The organism is Chromobacterium alticapitis (assembly GCF_002924365.1).
Classification (GTDB): domain Bacteria; phylum Pseudomonadota; class Gammaproteobacteria; order Burkholderiales; family Chromobacteriaceae; genus Chromobacterium; species Chromobacterium alticapitis.
On sequence record NZ_PQWB01000042.1, the window covers coordinates 21,726 to 37,541 of the forward strand.

Annotated in this window: 15 protein-coding genes; 10 read left to right on the forward strand and 5 right to left on the reverse strand. The window is 60.4% G+C overall.

Annotated features, from left to right (window positions below; translation table 11 throughout):
• Positions 1-24 precede the first annotated feature (24 nt).
• Positions 25-801 (reverse strand): 2OG-Fe dioxygenase family protein, encoded by a 777-nt coding sequence (locus C2I19_RS10980; protein ID WP_103902737.1) that lies wholly within the window; start codon positions 799-801, stop codon positions 25-27.
• A 167-nt stretch (positions 802-968) separates the two neighbouring features.
• Between C2I19_RS10980 and C2I19_RS10985 the strand changes: the two genes are divergently transcribed.
• Positions 969-1,652, forward strand: coding sequence for a DUF1345 domain-containing protein (locus C2I19_RS10985; protein ID WP_103902738.1), 684 nt, complete (start codon positions 969-971; stop codon positions 1,650-1,652).
• 60 nt (positions 1,653-1,712) lie between these two features.
• Here the strand turns inward: C2I19_RS10985 and C2I19_RS10990 are convergent, their stop codons facing one another.
• From C2I19_RS10990 to aceB, 3 genes are all read right to left on the reverse strand, one after another.
• Entirely contained in the window at positions 1,713-2,324 is a 612-nt protein-coding gene (locus C2I19_RS10990) for a glutathione S-transferase (RefSeq protein WP_103902739.1), read from the reverse strand.
• Between the two features lie 90 nt (positions 2,325-2,414).
• Positions 2,415-3,107: an SIMPL domain-containing protein gene (locus C2I19_RS10995; protein ID WP_103902740.1), complete on the reverse strand. Its 693-nt coding sequence runs from the start codon at positions 3,105-3,107 to the stop codon at positions 2,415-2,417.
• Between the two features lie 145 nt (positions 3,108-3,252).
• On the reverse strand, positions 3,253-4,848 hold the full coding sequence (gene aceB / locus C2I19_RS11000) for a malate synthase A (RefSeq protein ID WP_103902741.1): 1,596 nt from the start codon (positions 4,846-4,848) through the stop codon (positions 3,253-3,255).
• A gap of 129 nt (positions 4,849-4,977) precedes the next feature.
• On the opposite strand from aceB, the gene C2I19_RS11005 reads away from it, so the two are divergent.
• Complete coding sequence (locus C2I19_RS11005; protein ID WP_103902742.1) at positions 4,978-5,874, forward strand: LysR family transcriptional regulator; 897 nt, start codon at positions 4,978-4,980, stop codon at positions 5,872-5,874.
• A 79-nt stretch (positions 5,875-5,953) separates the two neighbouring features.
• Entirely contained in the window at positions 5,954-6,658 is a 705-nt protein-coding gene (gene treR / locus C2I19_RS11010; protein WP_103902743.1) for a trehalose operon repressor, read from the forward strand.
• Positions 6,659-6,848: 190 nt separating this feature from the next.
• Here the strand turns inward: treR and C2I19_RS11015 are convergent, their stop codons facing one another.
• Positions 6,849-8,264, reverse strand: coding sequence for a TolC family protein (locus C2I19_RS11015; RefSeq protein ID WP_158253692.1), 1,416 nt, complete (start codon positions 8,262-8,264; stop codon positions 6,849-6,851).
• Between the two features lie 165 nt (positions 8,265-8,429).
• On the opposite strand from C2I19_RS11015, the gene C2I19_RS11020 reads away from it, so the two are divergent.
• The 7 genes from C2I19_RS11020 (at position 8,430) to C2I19_RS11040 (ending at position 15,738) form a co-directional block, all read left to right on the forward strand.
• The gene (locus tag C2I19_RS11020; protein WP_158253693.1) at positions 8,430-10,562 is read left to right on the forward strand and encodes a type I secretion system permease/ATPase; all 2,133 of its coding nucleotides are present in this window, start codon (positions 8,430-8,432) and stop codon (positions 10,560-10,562) included.
• Positions 10,563-10,992: 430 nt separating this feature from the next.
• A complete protein-coding gene (locus C2I19_RS11025) occupies positions 10,993-12,411 on the forward strand; it encodes an HlyD family type I secretion periplasmic adaptor subunit (RefSeq protein ID WP_103902746.1) in 1,419 nt (472 codons plus the stop codon).
• Between the two features lie 281 nt (positions 12,412-12,692).
• On the forward strand, positions 12,693-13,295 hold the full coding sequence (locus tag C2I19_RS21745; protein ID WP_146056785.1) for a hypothetical protein: 603 nt from the start codon (positions 12,693-12,695) through the stop codon (positions 13,293-13,295).
• A gap of 2 nt (positions 13,296-13,297) precedes the next feature.
• Entirely contained in the window at positions 13,298-13,687 is a 390-nt protein-coding gene (locus C2I19_RS22800; RefSeq protein ID WP_146056786.1) for a hypothetical protein, read from the forward strand.
• A gap of 107 nt (positions 13,688-13,794) precedes the next feature.
• A complete protein-coding gene (locus tag C2I19_RS21755) occupies positions 13,795-14,058 on the forward strand; it encodes a hypothetical protein (protein WP_146056787.1) in 264 nt (87 codons plus the stop codon).
• Entirely contained in the window at positions 14,055-14,753 is a 699-nt protein-coding gene (locus C2I19_RS11030) for an SPM autocatalytic domain-containing protein (RefSeq protein ID WP_146056788.1), read from the forward strand. The genes C2I19_RS21755 and C2I19_RS11030 overlap by 4 nt, the downstream gene beginning before the upstream one ends.
• A gap of 94 nt (positions 14,754-14,847) precedes the next feature.
• A complete protein-coding gene (locus C2I19_RS11040) occupies positions 14,848-15,738 on the forward strand; it encodes a helix-turn-helix domain-containing protein (RefSeq protein WP_146056789.1) in 891 nt (296 codons plus the stop codon).
• Positions 15,739-15,816 lie beyond the last annotated feature (78 nt).

Here is a 15,816-nt window from a genome sequence, read left to right on the forward strand (position 1 = left end):
GATTGATGGTCGAGGACAGCCCGTTCAGTCCGCGCGGCGGCGGAAGCTCAGCAGCAGCACGTCGCGTATGCCGTCGCGGCTTGGATCCAGTTGGGCGACGGGGGTCACGCCGTGCAATACCCGTTCGTCGTTGACCAGGGCCAGGTCCAGGGGCTCGCTCAGCGTGAATTGCGCCAGCTGCTCGTGCTCCAGGCTGTACAGCTCGGTGGCGCCGTTCACCAGATTGCGGCGCCCCACCATCATCATCAGCAGGAAATGCACGCCGTCGCGGTGTATGCCCTCAGGCGTCGGTTTGCCGCATTGACGGTTTATCGCTTCTATCCGGTATTGGTGGGCCTCGATATGCCAGGGCGTGTACGGCGACAGTTTGCCGAACACGGAGCAGGCAAAGTTCAGCACGGACTGCATGGTGGGGCCAAGCAGGATTTCGTTGCGTATCGGTTCGTAATGGCGCATCGCGCCGCCGTTCAATGGGTTATAGAAGCGGCTCTGGTAATGAGGCTGATGCGCCTCGGCGCGGGCGCGGCAGGCTGCCGGTTCCGCGCTCAGCGTGGCATGCAGGCGCTTGCGGTAGCGCCCGCCATCCGCCATGAACTTATCCAGCTGCAAATGATTCCAACTGTCATGAAATTCGTCCCAGTCGTCCAGGGCGGAGGCTTGCCCATGCCGCAGCAGCCGGCAGGCCTGCTCTGCGGGCAGCAGGCAGAAATCTTGGCGCGCCAACTGCTGGCAGACGCTTTCCAGCAAGCTGCGCTCGTCTTGGAAACTGCTTGGCTGGATGGGGGATGAGGTATGCGTCATGCATTTTCCTGGCGAGAATGGACATTGAAAGTTATTTCAAGAACAATTAAGCATGTTTCATGTAAATTTCTCATGACAATGGGAATTTATCAATCCGGGCGCTTGCCATCCAGCATTTGGCCGAGCTGTGGCGATGTGTTCCGCAGCCTGGTCCAAGGAGTCAATTCATGCATTTAGCCACCATGGCCCGTCATTTCCTGATTATTAGGCTGCTGCTGGCCCGACCTCGGCTGGTCTGGTCCGCCGCGTTCGGATCGTTGGTGATTCTATGCCTGCCATATGTCACAGTTATGCACGATGTGACGCGCTACATCGTGGGCTGGAACGCCGGCGCCTGGCTGTATCTCGCTCTGGTCGGCAGCATGATGTTCGGGCCGCGCCGGCAGCCGGTGCGGCGCTGGGCCAAGCTAGAGGACGAGGGGCAGTGGCTGGTGCTGTTGCTGGTGTGCGCGGCGGCGGCGGCCAGCTTGTCCGCCATCGTGATGGAGCTTGCCGTGGTCAAGGACATGCATGGCTGGCTGCGCGCCGGCCATATCGTCCTGGCAGTGATGACGCTGCTGTCGTCGTGGGCTTTCACCCACGTGATGTTCGCCTTGCACTATGCGCGGGCCTATTATGCGGAGGAGGCGCGCGGCCGGTCCGGCGGGCTGGAGTTTCCCGGCGCCGAGCAGCCCGATCACGGCGACTTTCTGTACTTCGCATTCATCATCGGCACTTCCGGGCAGACTGCCGACGTCAGCTTCACTAGCGGCGCGCAGCGCCGCACCGGCACCGTCCATTGCGTGCTGGCCTTTTTCTTCAACGCCACCGTGTTGGCGCTGATGATCAATATCGCGGCCGGCTTGATCTGACCGCGCCAGCAAAAACGCCACCGTAAGACGGTGGCGTTTGGCTTGCGGGCCGGCTAAGGCCTAGGCTTGAGGCGGCGCGGAGTCGATGAAGGATTGCCGCTGATGCAGCTTTTGCAGCAGGGTGTCCAGATTGGGGTGGGCGGCGCGCCAGTCGATCTCCGGCGCGCGGAAATCCAGGTAGCCCAGGCAGCAGCCGACGGCGATGTCGGCCAGGCTGTAGCCGTGGCTGGTGCACCATTGCCGCTCGCCCAAGTCCTCCGACAGCGTTGCCAGGCTGCGCAGTATCTTGTCCAGCTGGCGCTGCACCACTTCCTGCATCTGCTTTTCCGGCGGACGCCGCCTTTCCAGCACGATGATGACCATCGCGTCTATGATGCCGTCCGCCAGCGCTTCCCAGCGTCTAGTGTTGATCAGCTGGCGGTTGTCCTGCGGCAGCAGCCGCGAGACCGGCGAGCTGTTTTCCAGATACTCGACGATCACGCGGGAGTCGTACAGCGTGGAGCCGTCGTCCAGTTCCAGCACGGGCACCTTGCCCAGCGGGTTGTATTCCTGCACGCGGGTGTGCTCGCTCCAGGGCATGTCTTCCTCGAGCGGGCAGTCGATTTTCTTTTCAGCCAGCACGATGCGCACTTTGCGGGCGTAAGGGCTGGTCAAAGAGGCGATCAGTTTCATGTTCGGGCGATGGGAGGTGAGGGGCGGTTGCCGGCGCCTCAGGCGCGGCCGGCATCTAACTTTAGCGCAAGCCGTTCAGGGCCGAAAGCCTTACTTGAGTTCCACCTTGCCGCTGACCTGCAGTTGCAGCTGGCTTTGGCCGGGCTGCAAATCAGGCTGGCTGACGTTGGCCTCAGCGCCGGCCACTGCCGCCTTCATCATGGTGATGGGCGGGCGGAAGCCGTGGTATTGCTGGCCGATATCCAGTTGTTGGATATTGACCACGCTCTTGCCCAGGGCTTTGGCGGCGATTTCGGCCTGGCCTTTCAGGCTGGCGATGGCCTCCGGAATCATGTCCTGTTCAGCCTTGCGGCGCGCCTTGTCCGATACGCCGAATTGCACGCCCTGCAGCAGCATGGTCTGTTGCAATTTGGCGATTAACTCCGCGGCGTTGGTGAAATTGCCGCTTTTCAGCTGGATTTCCGAACGGCCTTGCCAGCCGGTGATCTTGCCGTTCTTGTCGTAGCTGGGCCAAGTGTTGTAGCTGCCGCTGGACAACTGCACGTCCTTGAAGCCGCGTCCCAGGGCCAGGCCATCGTTGGTGACGCGGTTCAGCCTGTCCGCCAGCGCAGCGGCCTTGCTGTTGCTTTGCTGCACATACAGAGTAGCGGATAGCTCGTCGTTGGGCACCTCGCGCTGGGCGTTGGCGGACAGATTCAGCTGGATGCCGTCGGCGGCGGCTAAGGGGGCGGCGCTGGCTAGCGCGCAGCACAAGAGAATGGACTTGGCGCGGAATTTTTTCATTTCGACTCCTGGGCGGGGGGTGGCTGAAAGTAGACTCCGCTTCGATCCGCTTGGCAAGCGCAGGTTCCATGCTCCATGGTATTTTCATCGAGGCTGAAAATGCCAAACGGCCCGCAAGGGGCCGTTTGGACGGGGCGGAGCCGTATCAGGCGATGTACTCGTAGCCTGGCAGGGTCAGGAATTCGACAAAATCGTCCGAGGTGGTCAAGAGGTCGAACATTTTGGCCGCGTCCTCGTATTGCCGGGTCCAGCGCGCGCCGTATTCGGCCTTGAGCTTGGCGATTTCCTGTTCCTGAAGCGAGCGGAACAGCTCAACTGTCACCTTGCGGCCATCGTCCAGCACGCCCTTGGGCGAACGTATCCATTGCCAGATCTGCGAACGCGAAATCTCGGCGGTGGCGGCGTCTTCCATCAGGTTATGGATGGGCACGCAGCCGTTGCCGGAAATCCAGGCGCCCAGGTATTGAATCCCGACATTGATGTTCATGGCCAAACCGGCTTCGGTGATCGGCGCTTCCGGCTGGAAGTTCAGCAGATCGGCGGCGCTCGCCTGCACGTCCGGGCGCTGCTTGGCGATCTGGTTGGGCGCGTCGCCCAGTACGGTGCCGAAAGCCGCGGCGGCGATGGGCACCAGGCCCGGGTGGGCCACCCAGCCGCCGTCGTAGCCGTCGGTGGCGTCGCGGTCTTTGTCCGCCTTGACGCCGGCCAGCGCCTTTTCATTAGCGGCCGCGTCGTTCTTGATCGGAATCAGCGCCGCCATGCCGCCGATTGCAGGCGCGTCGCGGTGGTGGCAGGTCTTCAGCAGCAACAGGGCGTAGGCGCGCATGAAGGGCACGGTCATGGTGATTTGCGCGCGGTTGGCCAGGCAGAAGTCGCGGTTCTGCTTGAACTTCTTGATGCAGCTGAAGATGTAGTCCCAGCGGCCGGCGTTGAGGCCGGCGGAGTGCTCGCGCAGCTCGTACAGGATTTCGTCCATCTCGAAGGCGGCGAGGATGGTCTCGATCAGCACGGTGGCCTTGATGGTGCCTTGCGGGACGTTCAGCTCGTTCTGGGCGAAGACGAAGACATCGTTCCACAAGCGCGCTTCCAGATGGCTTTCCATCTTCGGCAGGTAGTAATAGGTGGCGCTGCCGTTTTCGCGCAGGTAGCGGATGTTGTGGAAGAAGGACAGGCCGAAGTCGAACAGGCTGCCGGATACGATTTCGCCGTCCACCTTGACGTGCTTTTCCATCAGGTGCCAGCCGCGCGGGCGCAGCAGCAGGGTGGCGATGGTGTCGTTCAGTTGGTACTGCTTGCCTTCCGGGCTTTGGAAGGAAATGGTCTTGCGGTAGGCGTCGCGGACGTTGATCTGGCCGGCGATCTGGTTGTCCCAGCTGGGGCAGTTGGAGTCCTCGAAGTCAGCCATGAAGCTCTTGGCGCCGGAATTCAGCGCGTTGATCATCATCTTGCGCTCCACCGGGCCGGTGATTTCCACGCGGCGGTCCAGGAGGTCCGCCGGCAGCGAGGCGATCTTCCAGTCGCCGGCGCGCACGGCGGCGGTTTGCGGCAGAAAGTCCGGCAGCTTGCCGGCGTCCAGCTCCGCCTGGCGCGCCACGCGGGCGGCCATGCGCTCGCGGCGGGTGGCCTCGAAGCGGCGATGCAGCTTGGCGACGAATTCCAGCGCCTCCGGGGTGAGAATTTCGGCGTAAGCCGGAGTGATGTCGGCGAGGATTTCCACGCCCTGCGGAAGATTGGCTGCCATGCGCGCGCTCCTTGGGTAAGAGAGAAGAGGATGTGAGAATGCTGCAATGCAATGATTGACAGTCTATTCGGCGCGCGAGTAAAAAGAAATGGCGAGATTTGCATAACATTTTTTACTTTTAGGTAGCTAATGAGCGAGCTGAAGCAACTGGAGACCTTTGTCGCCGTGGTGGGCTTGGGTAGTCTCTCAGCCGCCGCGCGGCAGCTGGGCGTGGTGCCGGCCATGGTGGGGCGGCGGCTGGACGCGCTGGAAGAGCGGCTGGGGGTGCGGCTACTGGTGCGCACCACGCGCAGCGTGGCGCCGACGCAGGAGGGCGAGGCCTTCTATGAAGACTGCCAGCGCATCCTGGCCGAGCTGACGGAGGCCGAGGCGGCGGTGGCGTCCGGCAGCGGCAAGGCGCGCGGCCACCTTCGGCTGTCCGCCCCGGCCGGCTTCGGCCGCCGCCACGTGGCGCCGCATGTCGCCGCCTTCCAGCGCCTGCATCCTGAAGTCAAAGTCACGCTGGACCTGTCGGACCGGCTGGTGGACCTGCAGCGCGACCGGATCGACTGTTCCATCCGCATCTCGGACCTGGCGGACTCCAGCCTGGTAGCCATCCGGCTGGCGGAAAACCGGCGCGTGGTGGTGGCGTCGCCGGACTATCTGGCCGCCCACGGCGTGCCGCGCGCGCTGGCGGACTTGCAGCATCACCAGTGCCTGTCCCTGGGCGAGAGCCAGAGTCGAGGCTGGAGCTTTGTGATGGACGGCAAGCCGGTGAACCTGAAGGTGTCCGGCGCGCTGGAATGCAACGACGGCGCGGTGCTGCATGAGTGGGCGCTGCAGGGCCTGGGTTTGGCCTGGCGTTCCTTGTGGGAAGTGAAGGACGACCTGTCCGCAGGCAGGCTGCTCACGGTGCTGGACGATTGCGCCTCGCCGGACTACCCCGTCTACGCGGTGGTGCCGCAGCGGCGCCTGCTGCCGGCGCGGGTGCGCCACTTCATCGAGCATCTGAAAAACGCATACGCCCAACCGGGCTACTGGAACTGAGCCGGTTTGCCGAGCCGCGCCCGTCTTGCTAAGGTAAGGCCTTGCCGCGCAGGGGCCGCGCGATTCCAAGACGAACAACGTGAATAAATATCATCAGATCTATAGCGATATCGTCGCCGATATCGACAACCGGCGTTACGCCCAGGGCGAGCGCATCCCATCCGAAACCGAGCTGATGAGCAGCTACGAAGCCAGCCGCGGCACCGTGCGCAAGGCCGTGGACATGCTGCAGGAACGCGGCTATGTGCAGAAGATTCACGGCAAAGGCGTGTTCGTGCTCAAGCCGGGCAATATCGAGTTCCAGCTCAGCGGCATCGTCAGCTTCCAGGAAATGAACGAGCGCATGGGGCGCAAGGTGGTATCGCGCGTGGCGGAACTGGCGCGCGCGCCGGTGGACGCGCCGCTGGCCCAGGCCACCGGCCTGCCGCAAGGCGAGGAGATGGTCAGGATCAAGCGGGTGCGCAATATCGACGGCGAAAACGTGATCCTGGACATCAACCACTTCGTCGCCGGCCTGGTGCCCGGCCTGAACGCGGACATCGCCGCCGGCTCCATCTACCGTTACATCGAGCAGGATCTGGGGCTGACCATCAGCTACGCCCAGCGCATCATCGAGGCCCAGCCCTGCAGCGACGACGACCGCCGCTACCTGGACCTGAACGGCATGGACCACGTGATCGTGGTCAAAAACCTGACCCACCTCTACGACGGCCGGCTGTTCGAATATACCGAATCACGGCATCGCTTGGATAAGTTTTATTTCACGGATATTGCGCGGCGCTGAGCCCGCCATGATGATGGCTGAGACTCGGCGGAACGCCCGGCTTTGCCGGGATTCCGCCCTATGGCAGACGGTTTTAGTAGGGGGATGCCCCGCAGAGGAGATCCACCGCCGATGCAAGTTGCGCCTGGGATTTTGACGCCTTGGCTATTCCTCGCATCTTAAGACGGACGACGCGTTCAGCCAGGCGCGCTCAGCGCATGCTCTCCAATCCCAGCCGCCCCACGCTGGCGGCCAGCTGTAAGCGGGCGGACAGCCAGTCGGTCAGCGCCTCCACTCGCTGTTCTCGCGCCTTGGCCAGTTCCGTCTGCACATTCAGCAGTTCCAGTATGTTTCCCGCGCCTTTCTCGTAACGCGCCTTGCCGGCGGCGAAGGCCGCCTGCGCGCTGTCCAATAGCTCGCGCGTGATGCGGGTATTGGCGCTGGCCGTTTCCAAGGCCTGGTAGCGGGTCCACACCTCATGCGCCACCTGCATCTGGGCATCTTCCAGCTGGCTTTGCCGTTCCGCCGTTTCCGCGGCGGCCTGCCGCGCCTGGTAATGGCGGCCAAAGCCTTCGAACAGCGGGATGTCCACCTGGATGCCGACATAGCGATCCTGGCTGCGCGCGCCCACCTGCGGCAAGCCGGTGCCCAGGCTTTCCGGCTGCGTGTTGTGGCTGGCGCGGGCCACTAGGCTGAGCACCGGCCAGCCCTGGGCGCGGACTTGCGTTTCCTTGGCGCGCGAGGCGGCCACTTGCGCGCGCGCGGCCTGCAGGCTGGGATGTTCGCGCTGGGCGGCGGCCAGCAGCTCGGCCGCCGGGCGCATGGTTTCCGCGGCGGATGGGTCGAGCGCGCTGGCTGGCGGCAGGGTGAGCGGGCTGTCTGGCGGCAGGCCCATGTCCAGCGCCAGCGCGCCCTCGGCATTGCGCAGCGCGCCCGCGGCCTTGGCCAGCGCGTAGCGGGCCTGGGCGGCGGCGGTTTGCGCCTGTAGCTGGTCGCTGATGGCGGCGACGCCGGCCTGCACCCGGCGCGCGGCGGCGCTGGCGCTCTGCTCGGCGGCGGCTTGCGTCTCGCGGGCAGCCTGCCAGCCGGCTTGCGCCGCGACGGCCGCGTAGTAGTCCTGGGCCGTGGCGGCCAGCACTTTCTGCATGGCGACGTCCTCGCCGGCCTGGGCGGCGTCCAGCAGGGCGCGCGCATTGTCCCGTCCGGCCTCCCGCGCGCCGAAGTCATACAGGCGCCAGTTCAAGGACAGCGTATCGCTGCGATAGCGGCTGTGGCTGTCAGTGTCCAAATAAGGCATGGACGGCGTCTGGGTGCGGGCGTGCTCGCGCGCGCTTTGCAGCGTGGCGTTCAGCGTGGGCAGATACGCGGCCCGCGCGCCGCCCAGCTGGGCTTGCTGCGCCTGCACCTGGGCCCAGGCCTCGCGCGTTTGCGGATGGTGGCACAGCGCCTGGCTGGCCGCCGTGTACAAGGAGAGCGATGCGGCGGGCGGCAGCGCCGGGCAGGCGAACCATGCCGGGGCCGAAGCCTCGCTGCGCAGCGGGTCGTCCAGCCAAGAAGCGGCCTGGCAAGCGGCGATGGGCAAGATAAACAGCAGCGCGGAGAGGAGGGACTGGCGGTTTGGGAACATTGCGTGGTGGAAAATGCTGTTTTTAATCAGGTGAGGAAATTTATTGCTAAATGTTAATGAATTGTGAATTACATATGCTATATATGAATTTATATGGTATATTACTTTGACCTTAAATATCGCCGCAGTCAATAATGCCAGCCACGTTTTTACTGTGGTCATATGATGCAGCAAGCCATTTCCGGGACGGCGCCGGCCGTCCCTCTCGACGCCGGGCTGCTCAGCCTGGTCATGATTGCCCGCTTTCACGGCATCGCGGCGGACCCGGCGCAGATGCGCCACCAGTCCGGTTTATCCGAAACCTTCCACGAGGCGGACTTATTGCTAGCCGCGCGCCGGCTGCAACTGAAGGCGCGGGCGGTGACGCTGAAGTTCGACCGCCTGGCCCATGCCGCCTTGCCCTGCCTGGCCTTGAGCGAATCCGGCCGCCATTTCGTGCTGGCGCGAGTGGACGACAGCCACGCGCTGGTGCAATTCGCCGATGAGCCGGCGCCGCGCAAGCTGGCCTTGTCCGACTTGCGGGCGCAATGGCAAGGCCGCGCCATTCTGTTCGCCTCCCGCGCCTCGCTGGCCGGCGAGCTGGCCCGCTTCGACTTCTCCTGGTTCATTCCCGCCGTCGTCAAATACCGCCGCCTGCTGGGCGAGGTGCTGGGCGTCTCGCTGGCGCTGCAGCTGTTCGCGCTGGTGACGCCGCTGTTCTTCCAGGTGGTGATGGACAAGGTGCTGGTGCACCGCGGTTTCACCACGCTGGATGTGATCTGCGTGGCGCTGCTGGTCTGTTCCGTGTTCGAGGTGCTGCTGACCGGCCTGCGCAGCTACGTGTTCTCGCACACCACCAACCGCATCGACGTGGAACTGGGCGCGCGGCTGTTCCGCCACCTGCTGGCGCTGCCCTTGCCGTACTTCGGCGCGCGCCGGGTGGGCGACACCGTGGCCCGCGTGCGCGAGCTGGAAAGCATCCGCAACTTCCTCACCGGCCAGGCGCTCACCGCCGTCATCGACGTGCTGTTCTCCGTGGTGTTTTTGGCGGTGATGGCGGTCTACAGCGTGAAACTGACAGCCATCGTCGCGCTGTCCCTGCCATGCTATGCCGCGGTGTCCGCCTGGCTGGTGCCGCCGCTGCGCAAGCGGCTGGACGAGAAATTCGTCCGCGGCGCGGACAACCAGGCCATGCTGGTGGAAACCGTCTCCCATATCGAAACCGTCAAAGCCATGGCGGTGGAGCCGCAATTCACCCGGCGCTGGGACCAGCAACTGGCCAGTTACGTCAGCGCCGGCTTTCGCGTGGGCAACCTGGCCAATCTGGGCCAGCAGGGCATCCAGCTGATAGGCAAGCTGGTGACGGTGGCCACGCTGTGGCTGGGCGCCAAGCTGGTGATAGACGGCCGGCTCAGCGTGGGCCAACTGGTGGCTTTCAATATGCTGGCCGGCCGCGTCTCCGCGCCGGTGCTGCGGCTGGCCCAGCTATGGCAGGACTTCCAGCAAGTGGGCATCTCCATGCAGCGGCTGGGCGACATCCTCAACACCCGTAGCGAACTGCCGCAAAGCCGCCAGGCGCTGCCCGCCGTGCGCGGCGAAATCGACTTCGAAGACATCCGCTTCCGCTATACCCCGGACGGCCAGCAGGTGCTGAAGGGCATCAGCCTGCACATCCAGCCGGGCGAAGTCATCGGCATCGTCGGCCGCTCCGGCTCCGGCAAATCCACGCTGACCAAGCTGCTGCAGCGGCTCTATCTGCCGGAGGGCGGCCGCGTGCGCATAGACGGCATAGACCTGGCCCTGGCCGACCCGGCCTGGCTGCGCCGCCAGGTGGGCGTGGTGCTGCAGGAGAACATGCTGTTCAACCGCTCCATCCGCGACAACATCGCCCTGGCCGACCCGGCCCTGCCGCTGGACGCGGTGATCCAGGCAGCCAAGCTGGCCGGCGCGCACGAGTTCATCAGCGAATTGCCGGAAGGCTACGACACCAAGGTGGGCGAGCACGGCAGCGGCCTGTCCGGCGGCCAGCGCCAGCGCGTGGCCATCGCCCGGGCCCTGATCAGCAACCCGCGCATCCTGATCTTTGACGAAGCCACCAGCGCGCTGGACTACGAATCGGAACGGGTGATCCAGCAGAACATGCAAGCCATCTGCCAGGGCCGCACCGTGCTGATCATCGCCCACCGCCTGTCCGCCGTGCGCCACGCCCATCGCATCATCGCCATGGACAAGGGGCAGATCGTGGAGGCCGGCCCGCATGAACAGCTGCTGCGCCAGAACGGCTACTACGCCCGCCTGGTAGCGCTGCAAACCGCCTGAGGCGAGGCATGCCGACGCATTGGGCCATGCCGTATTCGCCGAGCGCGCCGTTCAGCTCCTCTCCCCCCGCTGGAGAGGGGGGGAGAGGGGGGGAGACGTCCCTTGCTCGGTTCGTCCGTGCCGTTCCGGGTTTGAAACAAGGCTCACGCCACCCCCGATCGATTGGCTCCAGGTTTTTGCCGCAGGGGAATCCCTTTCCCCCTGGGGGAGAGGGGTTGGGGAGAGGGGATGACGCCGCCTCTTGCACGGTTCGTCCGTGCCGCTCTGGGTTTGCAACAAGGCCCACGCCGCCCCGGTCGATTGGCTCCATGTTTTTGCCGCAGGGGCATCCCTCTCCCCCTGCGGGAGAGGGGTTGGGGAGAGGGGGCGACGCCGCCCGCGCCATTCACCAAAACCGCCATGCCGATTGGCGGAGGAAAATCGTTAAAGCATGAAACTGCGATTGCAAGCCATACAAGACCTACTGTCCCGCTACGGCCAAGTGTTCCGCGCCGCCTGGGACATCCGCCATCAACTGGACGCGCCGCCGCGCCAGGGTCATGAGCTGGCCTTCCTGCCCGCCCACCTGGAACTGGCGGACACCCCGGTCCACCCCGCGCCGCGCTGGACCATGCGGCTGATCGTGCTGTTCGCCCTGCTGGCCGTGCTGTGGTCCGCCTTCGGCAAGCTGGACATCGTCGCCACCGCCCACGGCAAGCTCGCGCCCAATGCCCAGGTCAAGATCATCCAGCCGCTGGACACCGGCGCCGTGCGCGCCATTCTGGTGCAGAACGGCCAACGGGTGAAGGCCGGGCAGGCGCTGGTGGAGCTGGACGCCACCCAGGCCGGCGCCGACGCCGCCAAGAGCCGCGCCGCCCGGCTGGACGCCGCCGCCACGGTGGTGCGGGCGCAAGCGTTGCTGGACGCCCAAGCCCAAAACCACCCGCCGCGATTGGCCAGCATCCCCGGCTTGCCGGTTAACCGCCAGGCCGAAGCGCAAAGGCTGGCCGAAGGCCAATACGGCGAATACCGCGACAAGCTGGCCGCCCAGCAGGCAGAGCTGCTCAAGCGCCAGGCCGAGCTGGACAGCACCCGCCGCCAGATCGACAAACTCAAGCAAACCGCGCCGCTGGCCCGGCAAAGCGCCGACGCCTATCGCGACCTGGCCAAGGACAGCTACGTCTCGCGCCAGGACTATCTGCAAAAAGAGCAGGAGCGCATCAGCCAGGAGCAAGACCTGGCCGCCCAGCAAAGCCACGCCCGCGAGCTGGCCGCCGGCATAGAAGAACAGCGCCGCCTGGTGGACGCCACCCGCTCCCAATTCCGCCGCGAACAACTGGACGAACTGAACAAGGCCCAGCAACTGCTGACGCAAAACCGCAGCGAGGAAACCAAGGCCAGCCAGCGCCAGCAACGCATGCGCCTCACCGCGCCGGTGGCCGGCACCGTGCAGCAGCTGGCCATCCACACCGTGGGCGGCGTGGCCACCCAGGCGCAGGCGCTGATGGAAATCGTGCCGGACGACACGCTGGAAGTGGAGGCCAGCATTGGCAACAAAGACATCGGCTTCGTCAACGCTGACCAGGACGCGGTGGTGAAAGTGGAAACCTTCCCCTACACCCGCTACGGCTACCTCACCGGCAAAATCATCAAAGTGTCCAACGACGCGACGCAGGACAAGAAACTGGGTCTGGTATTCTCGGCGCGCATCAGGCTGAACCAGAGCCGGATCAAAGTGGAAAACAAATGGGTGAACTTGTCGCCCGGCATGGCGGTGACAGTGGAAGTGAAAACCGGGCAACGGCGGGTGGCGGAGTATTTCTTGAGTCCGTTGGTGGAGTATGCGCAGGAGAGTTTTAGGGAGAGGTGATTCACCCCAATACCTCAAGGAGAAATCTAAATGGTCATAGAAATTACGCTCATTACATTATTCATCCCGTACACCATCTTAACTGCAGAAAAGCAGGGGTATTCAACTCAAATTTTACCCACAGGAAAAGCCTGAGAGAAATGAAAGATCGCAGGAGTCTAGTTGCAAGCATCGTCACCATGTTTAAATATGCATTTATTGCAATCGGTTTGATTGTTATTTTCATCAAATTTCATGCAGTCATAAATAAAAACACCCAACAAAGAGAGTAAAATACAAATATGGAATACACGGGGAAAAAAACGGCAGAAAAATTATCAACCATCGGGGAATATCTTGTAGAAAACACCTACAAGGTGTTTATTGCAACAATACTGATTTTATTCCTATCCAACAAGATATTTCCTTCTATTTACATCCTTGCAGGAGAATTCATACCGGACAGCCTACCAAGTTTTGAAATTTTTGGATATCACCCGTTCATAGGAATCAACGGGCCACTATCACCTCAATTCCTACGACTAGTTTCATTAATTTTATTCTTCTTCACGCATCTACTTTCGATTGAAACTCTTGTATGGGGTGGCGCAAGCCTGATAGCCGACCCAAAAAAACTGGCTGCGAGAGCATTAAACAGCAGAACAAAGGGAGCCCCTCCTTCTAGCGGTTTGATTCTAGGGCAGCGCATACTTTTCACAACAATGGCACCAGGCATGCTCTTCTTAGTATATGCATTTCATTTCACCGGAAGTTATTTCCATTCAAACAATGCAAATGCGCTAATGATTGGTGTGTTTTTCCCTGGAATAGCATTGCCAACATTTACCTATACACTTACCCACGTCATTTCGTTTCACTACTATTGCAAAGAAGAAAGAATATAAATATGAGAGTTGACCCGCATGGCTCCCCTTGGACTAATGGACCGGGTAGTTCAATACCCGAATCTCCATCCAATTCAGTTGACTGGAATACACTTGGGAAAGACATTGCAAGCGAAGTTGAAAATTTTTCCGGAAAAATAGGGGGCAGACCACGATTTTCGGTGAGGGAGGGATGTGTTGTTGCTTTGATTGATCGTAAATCGTGGTCTGTCCCTTACTTATTTTTTCGCATTCGCCTGAACCAAAACCGCATTCAGGTGGAAAACAAATGGATGAACCTGTCGCCGGGAATGGCGGCCACCGTGGAAATCAAGACCGGACAGCGGCGGGTGGCGAAGTATTTCCTTAGCCCGCTGAAGGAGTATGCGCAGGAGAGTTTTAGGGAGAGGTGAAACACATAGAAAGTCCAAGCGAAGCAATAAAACACTCGCAAATAGCATCAAATCAAACACTCCCTATTTGATCAGTATTTTTTATTATATTAATGCAGAGGATAAAAATGTCTAATTGGTATTATTCGGCCTATCAGATATTTAAAGTTGGCGCACTTCTATTTCTTGTTGCTACTCATTTTTTCAATATGAGATTTAGATCTGGCTTGCAAGATGCCGATAAGGGAGTTCTTGATTTTGGATATATAGACAACTTAAAAAAATTAAATCCAAAATTGCACAAAATTAAAGTTGCAAGAAATATAACAGCCCTGCTTGGCGTTCTTTTTACAGCCATTTCCATTTTTATTTATTTTTTAGGAGTTAAATGATGCCATTTACGGTGATAGGTATTGGGAAAGGCGCCGACGGACTTGGTGCAGCCTTTGGTGCTGCTAGCAGTGGGGTCGATGCATCCAACGCAGGGAACAGCTTCCAAATTATCAATGATGCAGGCCAAGCCATTGCTTCGTTTGGCAGTGCGTCTCCCATTACGGCCATACCAACAAATATGGCTGCAGGTTCGATGACCTTAATGAAAATGGAAATGGACTTGCAAGATGGAAAGATGATTGATCCTAATGATGTATTTACCGTCATGGGAAATGGTGCCGTTGTAGCTGGATGGTTTGTTGCGCTCGCGATTGGAAGTGAGGCTGTTCTTACGGGAGCTGCCATATATGGTGCTGCAATGGCACTAAATCAGGCTAGCGCTGCAGTTTACAAGGCCGTTCATGATGATTTCAAAAAGTCCACTTTCGACAGCAGCTGGGATCCTCTCGCCATTGATCTGACTGGCTCCGGTATCCACACCCTTGGAGCAGATCAATCCGGTGTGATGTTCGACACCAACGGCTCCGGTAATACCGAGCAACTGGGGTGGATTGCGCAAGGAACCGGTTTGTTGGTGTATGACCCCAATGGCACCACCACGCTGACCAGCGGCACCCAGCTGTTTGGCAACAGTACCTTGCTGCCCCAGAAAATAGGGGACAGACCACGATTTTTGGTGAGTAGGATTGGTTGATGTGTTGTTGCTTTGATCGATCGAAAATCGTGGTCTGTCCCTTACTTATTTTTCGCATCCGGCTGAACCAAAGCCGTATCCGGGTAGAGAAAAAATGGGTGAACTTGTCGCCGGGCATGGCGGTGACAGTGGAAGTCAAAACCGGGAAGCGGCGGGTGGCGGAGTATTTCTTGAGTCCGCTGATGGAATATGTGCAGGAGAGTTTGAGGGAGCGGTGATGAGTTTGCAGAGTGATGCTGAATCTATCGTGAGCCCGCTCTTGCCAAGGCGTTTGAAAATCTCTTCGACCAGCTTGGCGCATTGGGCGGAAGCAATGGCTTATCTTCCAAATGAACCAACATTGTTTCCAATATGGCTGGAGCAGCAGTTGAAACCATTGTTTGGTTTTGAAAAACTGTTTTGCGTGCACGGAGAGGTAGTGGCGGGCGAGGTCAGAATAACGCATTGGCTTTCGCTTGGGTATGAGTCAGATAGTTTTCAAAGCTATATGCAGAGCTTTGAATGGGAGCGGCGCGGATGCTTGAAATGGTGGTTGAAAAATCGCAAGCCGTTTCTGTTGAGCTATGCGTCTCCGCCGATATTTTCTAGTCAATTTGAGTTGAGTGAAATGGCGCGGATGGGTTTGCATACTATTGTCGGACATGGCTTGGTTAACCCATTGTCTAGGGAGGGAACCTACTTCAGTATGGGGAATGTGCGGACGCCTTTTGATCCAGGTTTGTTGGAAATGATGGAGCTGACAATGCCATTTCTGCATAGCCAGTTCATTGATTTTATCCATCAAAAATCAGCTATTTCCCTGGAAATGGATGGTGTCCCTCCCAGGCAAAGGGAGGTATTGCGCTATGCCTTGGCTGGATATCCCGACAAAAAAATTGCGCGCGAGATGGATATCTCTGAGAAAACGGTCAGGAACCAATTAAGCGAGTTGTATCGAATGTTTGATGTGCGCTCCAGGGCAGAGCTGATAGTCAAGTTGCGTTAAGTGGGACATGTGCCCTATGGACAAGATTTGTTGGGAGTGTTCAACTGAGCATGTTGTTTTCATGCCGGGATGGGAGAG

What these genes read in the sequence shown, in the direction of transcription:
- C2I19_RS10980 (WP_103902737.1), bottom strand. Translation starts at nt 801, where the DNA reads ATGACGCATACCTCATCCCCCATCCAGCCAAGCAGTTTCCAAGACGAG.
- C2I19_RS10985 (WP_103902738.1), top strand. Translation starts at nt 969, where the DNA reads ATGCATTTAGCCACCATGGCCCGTCATTTCCTGATTATTAGGCTGCTG.
- C2I19_RS10990 (WP_103902739.1), bottom strand. Translation starts at nt 2,324, where the DNA reads ATGAAACTGATCGCCTCTTTGACCAGCCCTTACGCCCGCAAAGTGCGC.
- C2I19_RS10995 (WP_103902740.1), bottom strand. Translation starts at nt 3,107, where the DNA reads ATGAAAAAATTCCGCGCCAAGTCCATTCTCTTGTGCTGCGCGCTAGCC.
- aceB (WP_103902741.1), bottom strand. Translation starts at nt 4,848, where the DNA reads ATGGCAGCCAATCTTCCGCAGGGCGTGGAAATCCTCGCCGACATCACT.
- C2I19_RS11005 (WP_103902742.1), top strand. Translation starts at nt 4,978, where the DNA reads ATGAGCGAGCTGAAGCAACTGGAGACCTTTGTCGCCGTGGTGGGCTTG.
- C2I19_RS11015 (WP_158253692.1), bottom strand. Translation starts at nt 8,264, where the DNA reads ATGTTCCCAAACCGCCAGTCCCTCCTCTCCGCGCTGCTGTTTATCTTG.
- C2I19_RS11020 (WP_158253693.1), top strand. Translation starts at nt 8,430, where the DNA reads ATGCAGCAAGCCATTTCCGGGACGGCGCCGGCCGTCCCTCTCGACGCC.
- C2I19_RS11025 (WP_103902746.1), top strand. Translation starts at nt 10,993, where the DNA reads ATGAAACTGCGATTGCAAGCCATACAAGACCTACTGTCCCGCTACGGC.
- C2I19_RS21745 (WP_146056785.1), top strand. Translation starts at nt 12,693, where the DNA reads ATGGAATACACGGGGAAAAAAACGGCAGAAAAATTATCAACCATCGGG.
- C2I19_RS22800 (WP_146056786.1), top strand. Translation starts at nt 13,298, where the DNA reads ATGAGAGTTGACCCGCATGGCTCCCCTTGGACTAATGGACCGGGTAGT.
- C2I19_RS21755 (WP_146056787.1), top strand. Translation starts at nt 13,795, where the DNA reads ATGTCTAATTGGTATTATTCGGCCTATCAGATATTTAAAGTTGGCGCA.
- C2I19_RS11030 (WP_146056788.1), top strand. Translation starts at nt 14,055, where the DNA reads ATGATGCCATTTACGGTGATAGGTATTGGGAAAGGCGCCGACGGACTT.
- C2I19_RS11040 (WP_146056789.1), top strand. Translation starts at nt 14,848, where the DNA reads ATGGGTGAACTTGTCGCCGGGCATGGCGGTGACAGTGGAAGTCAAAAC.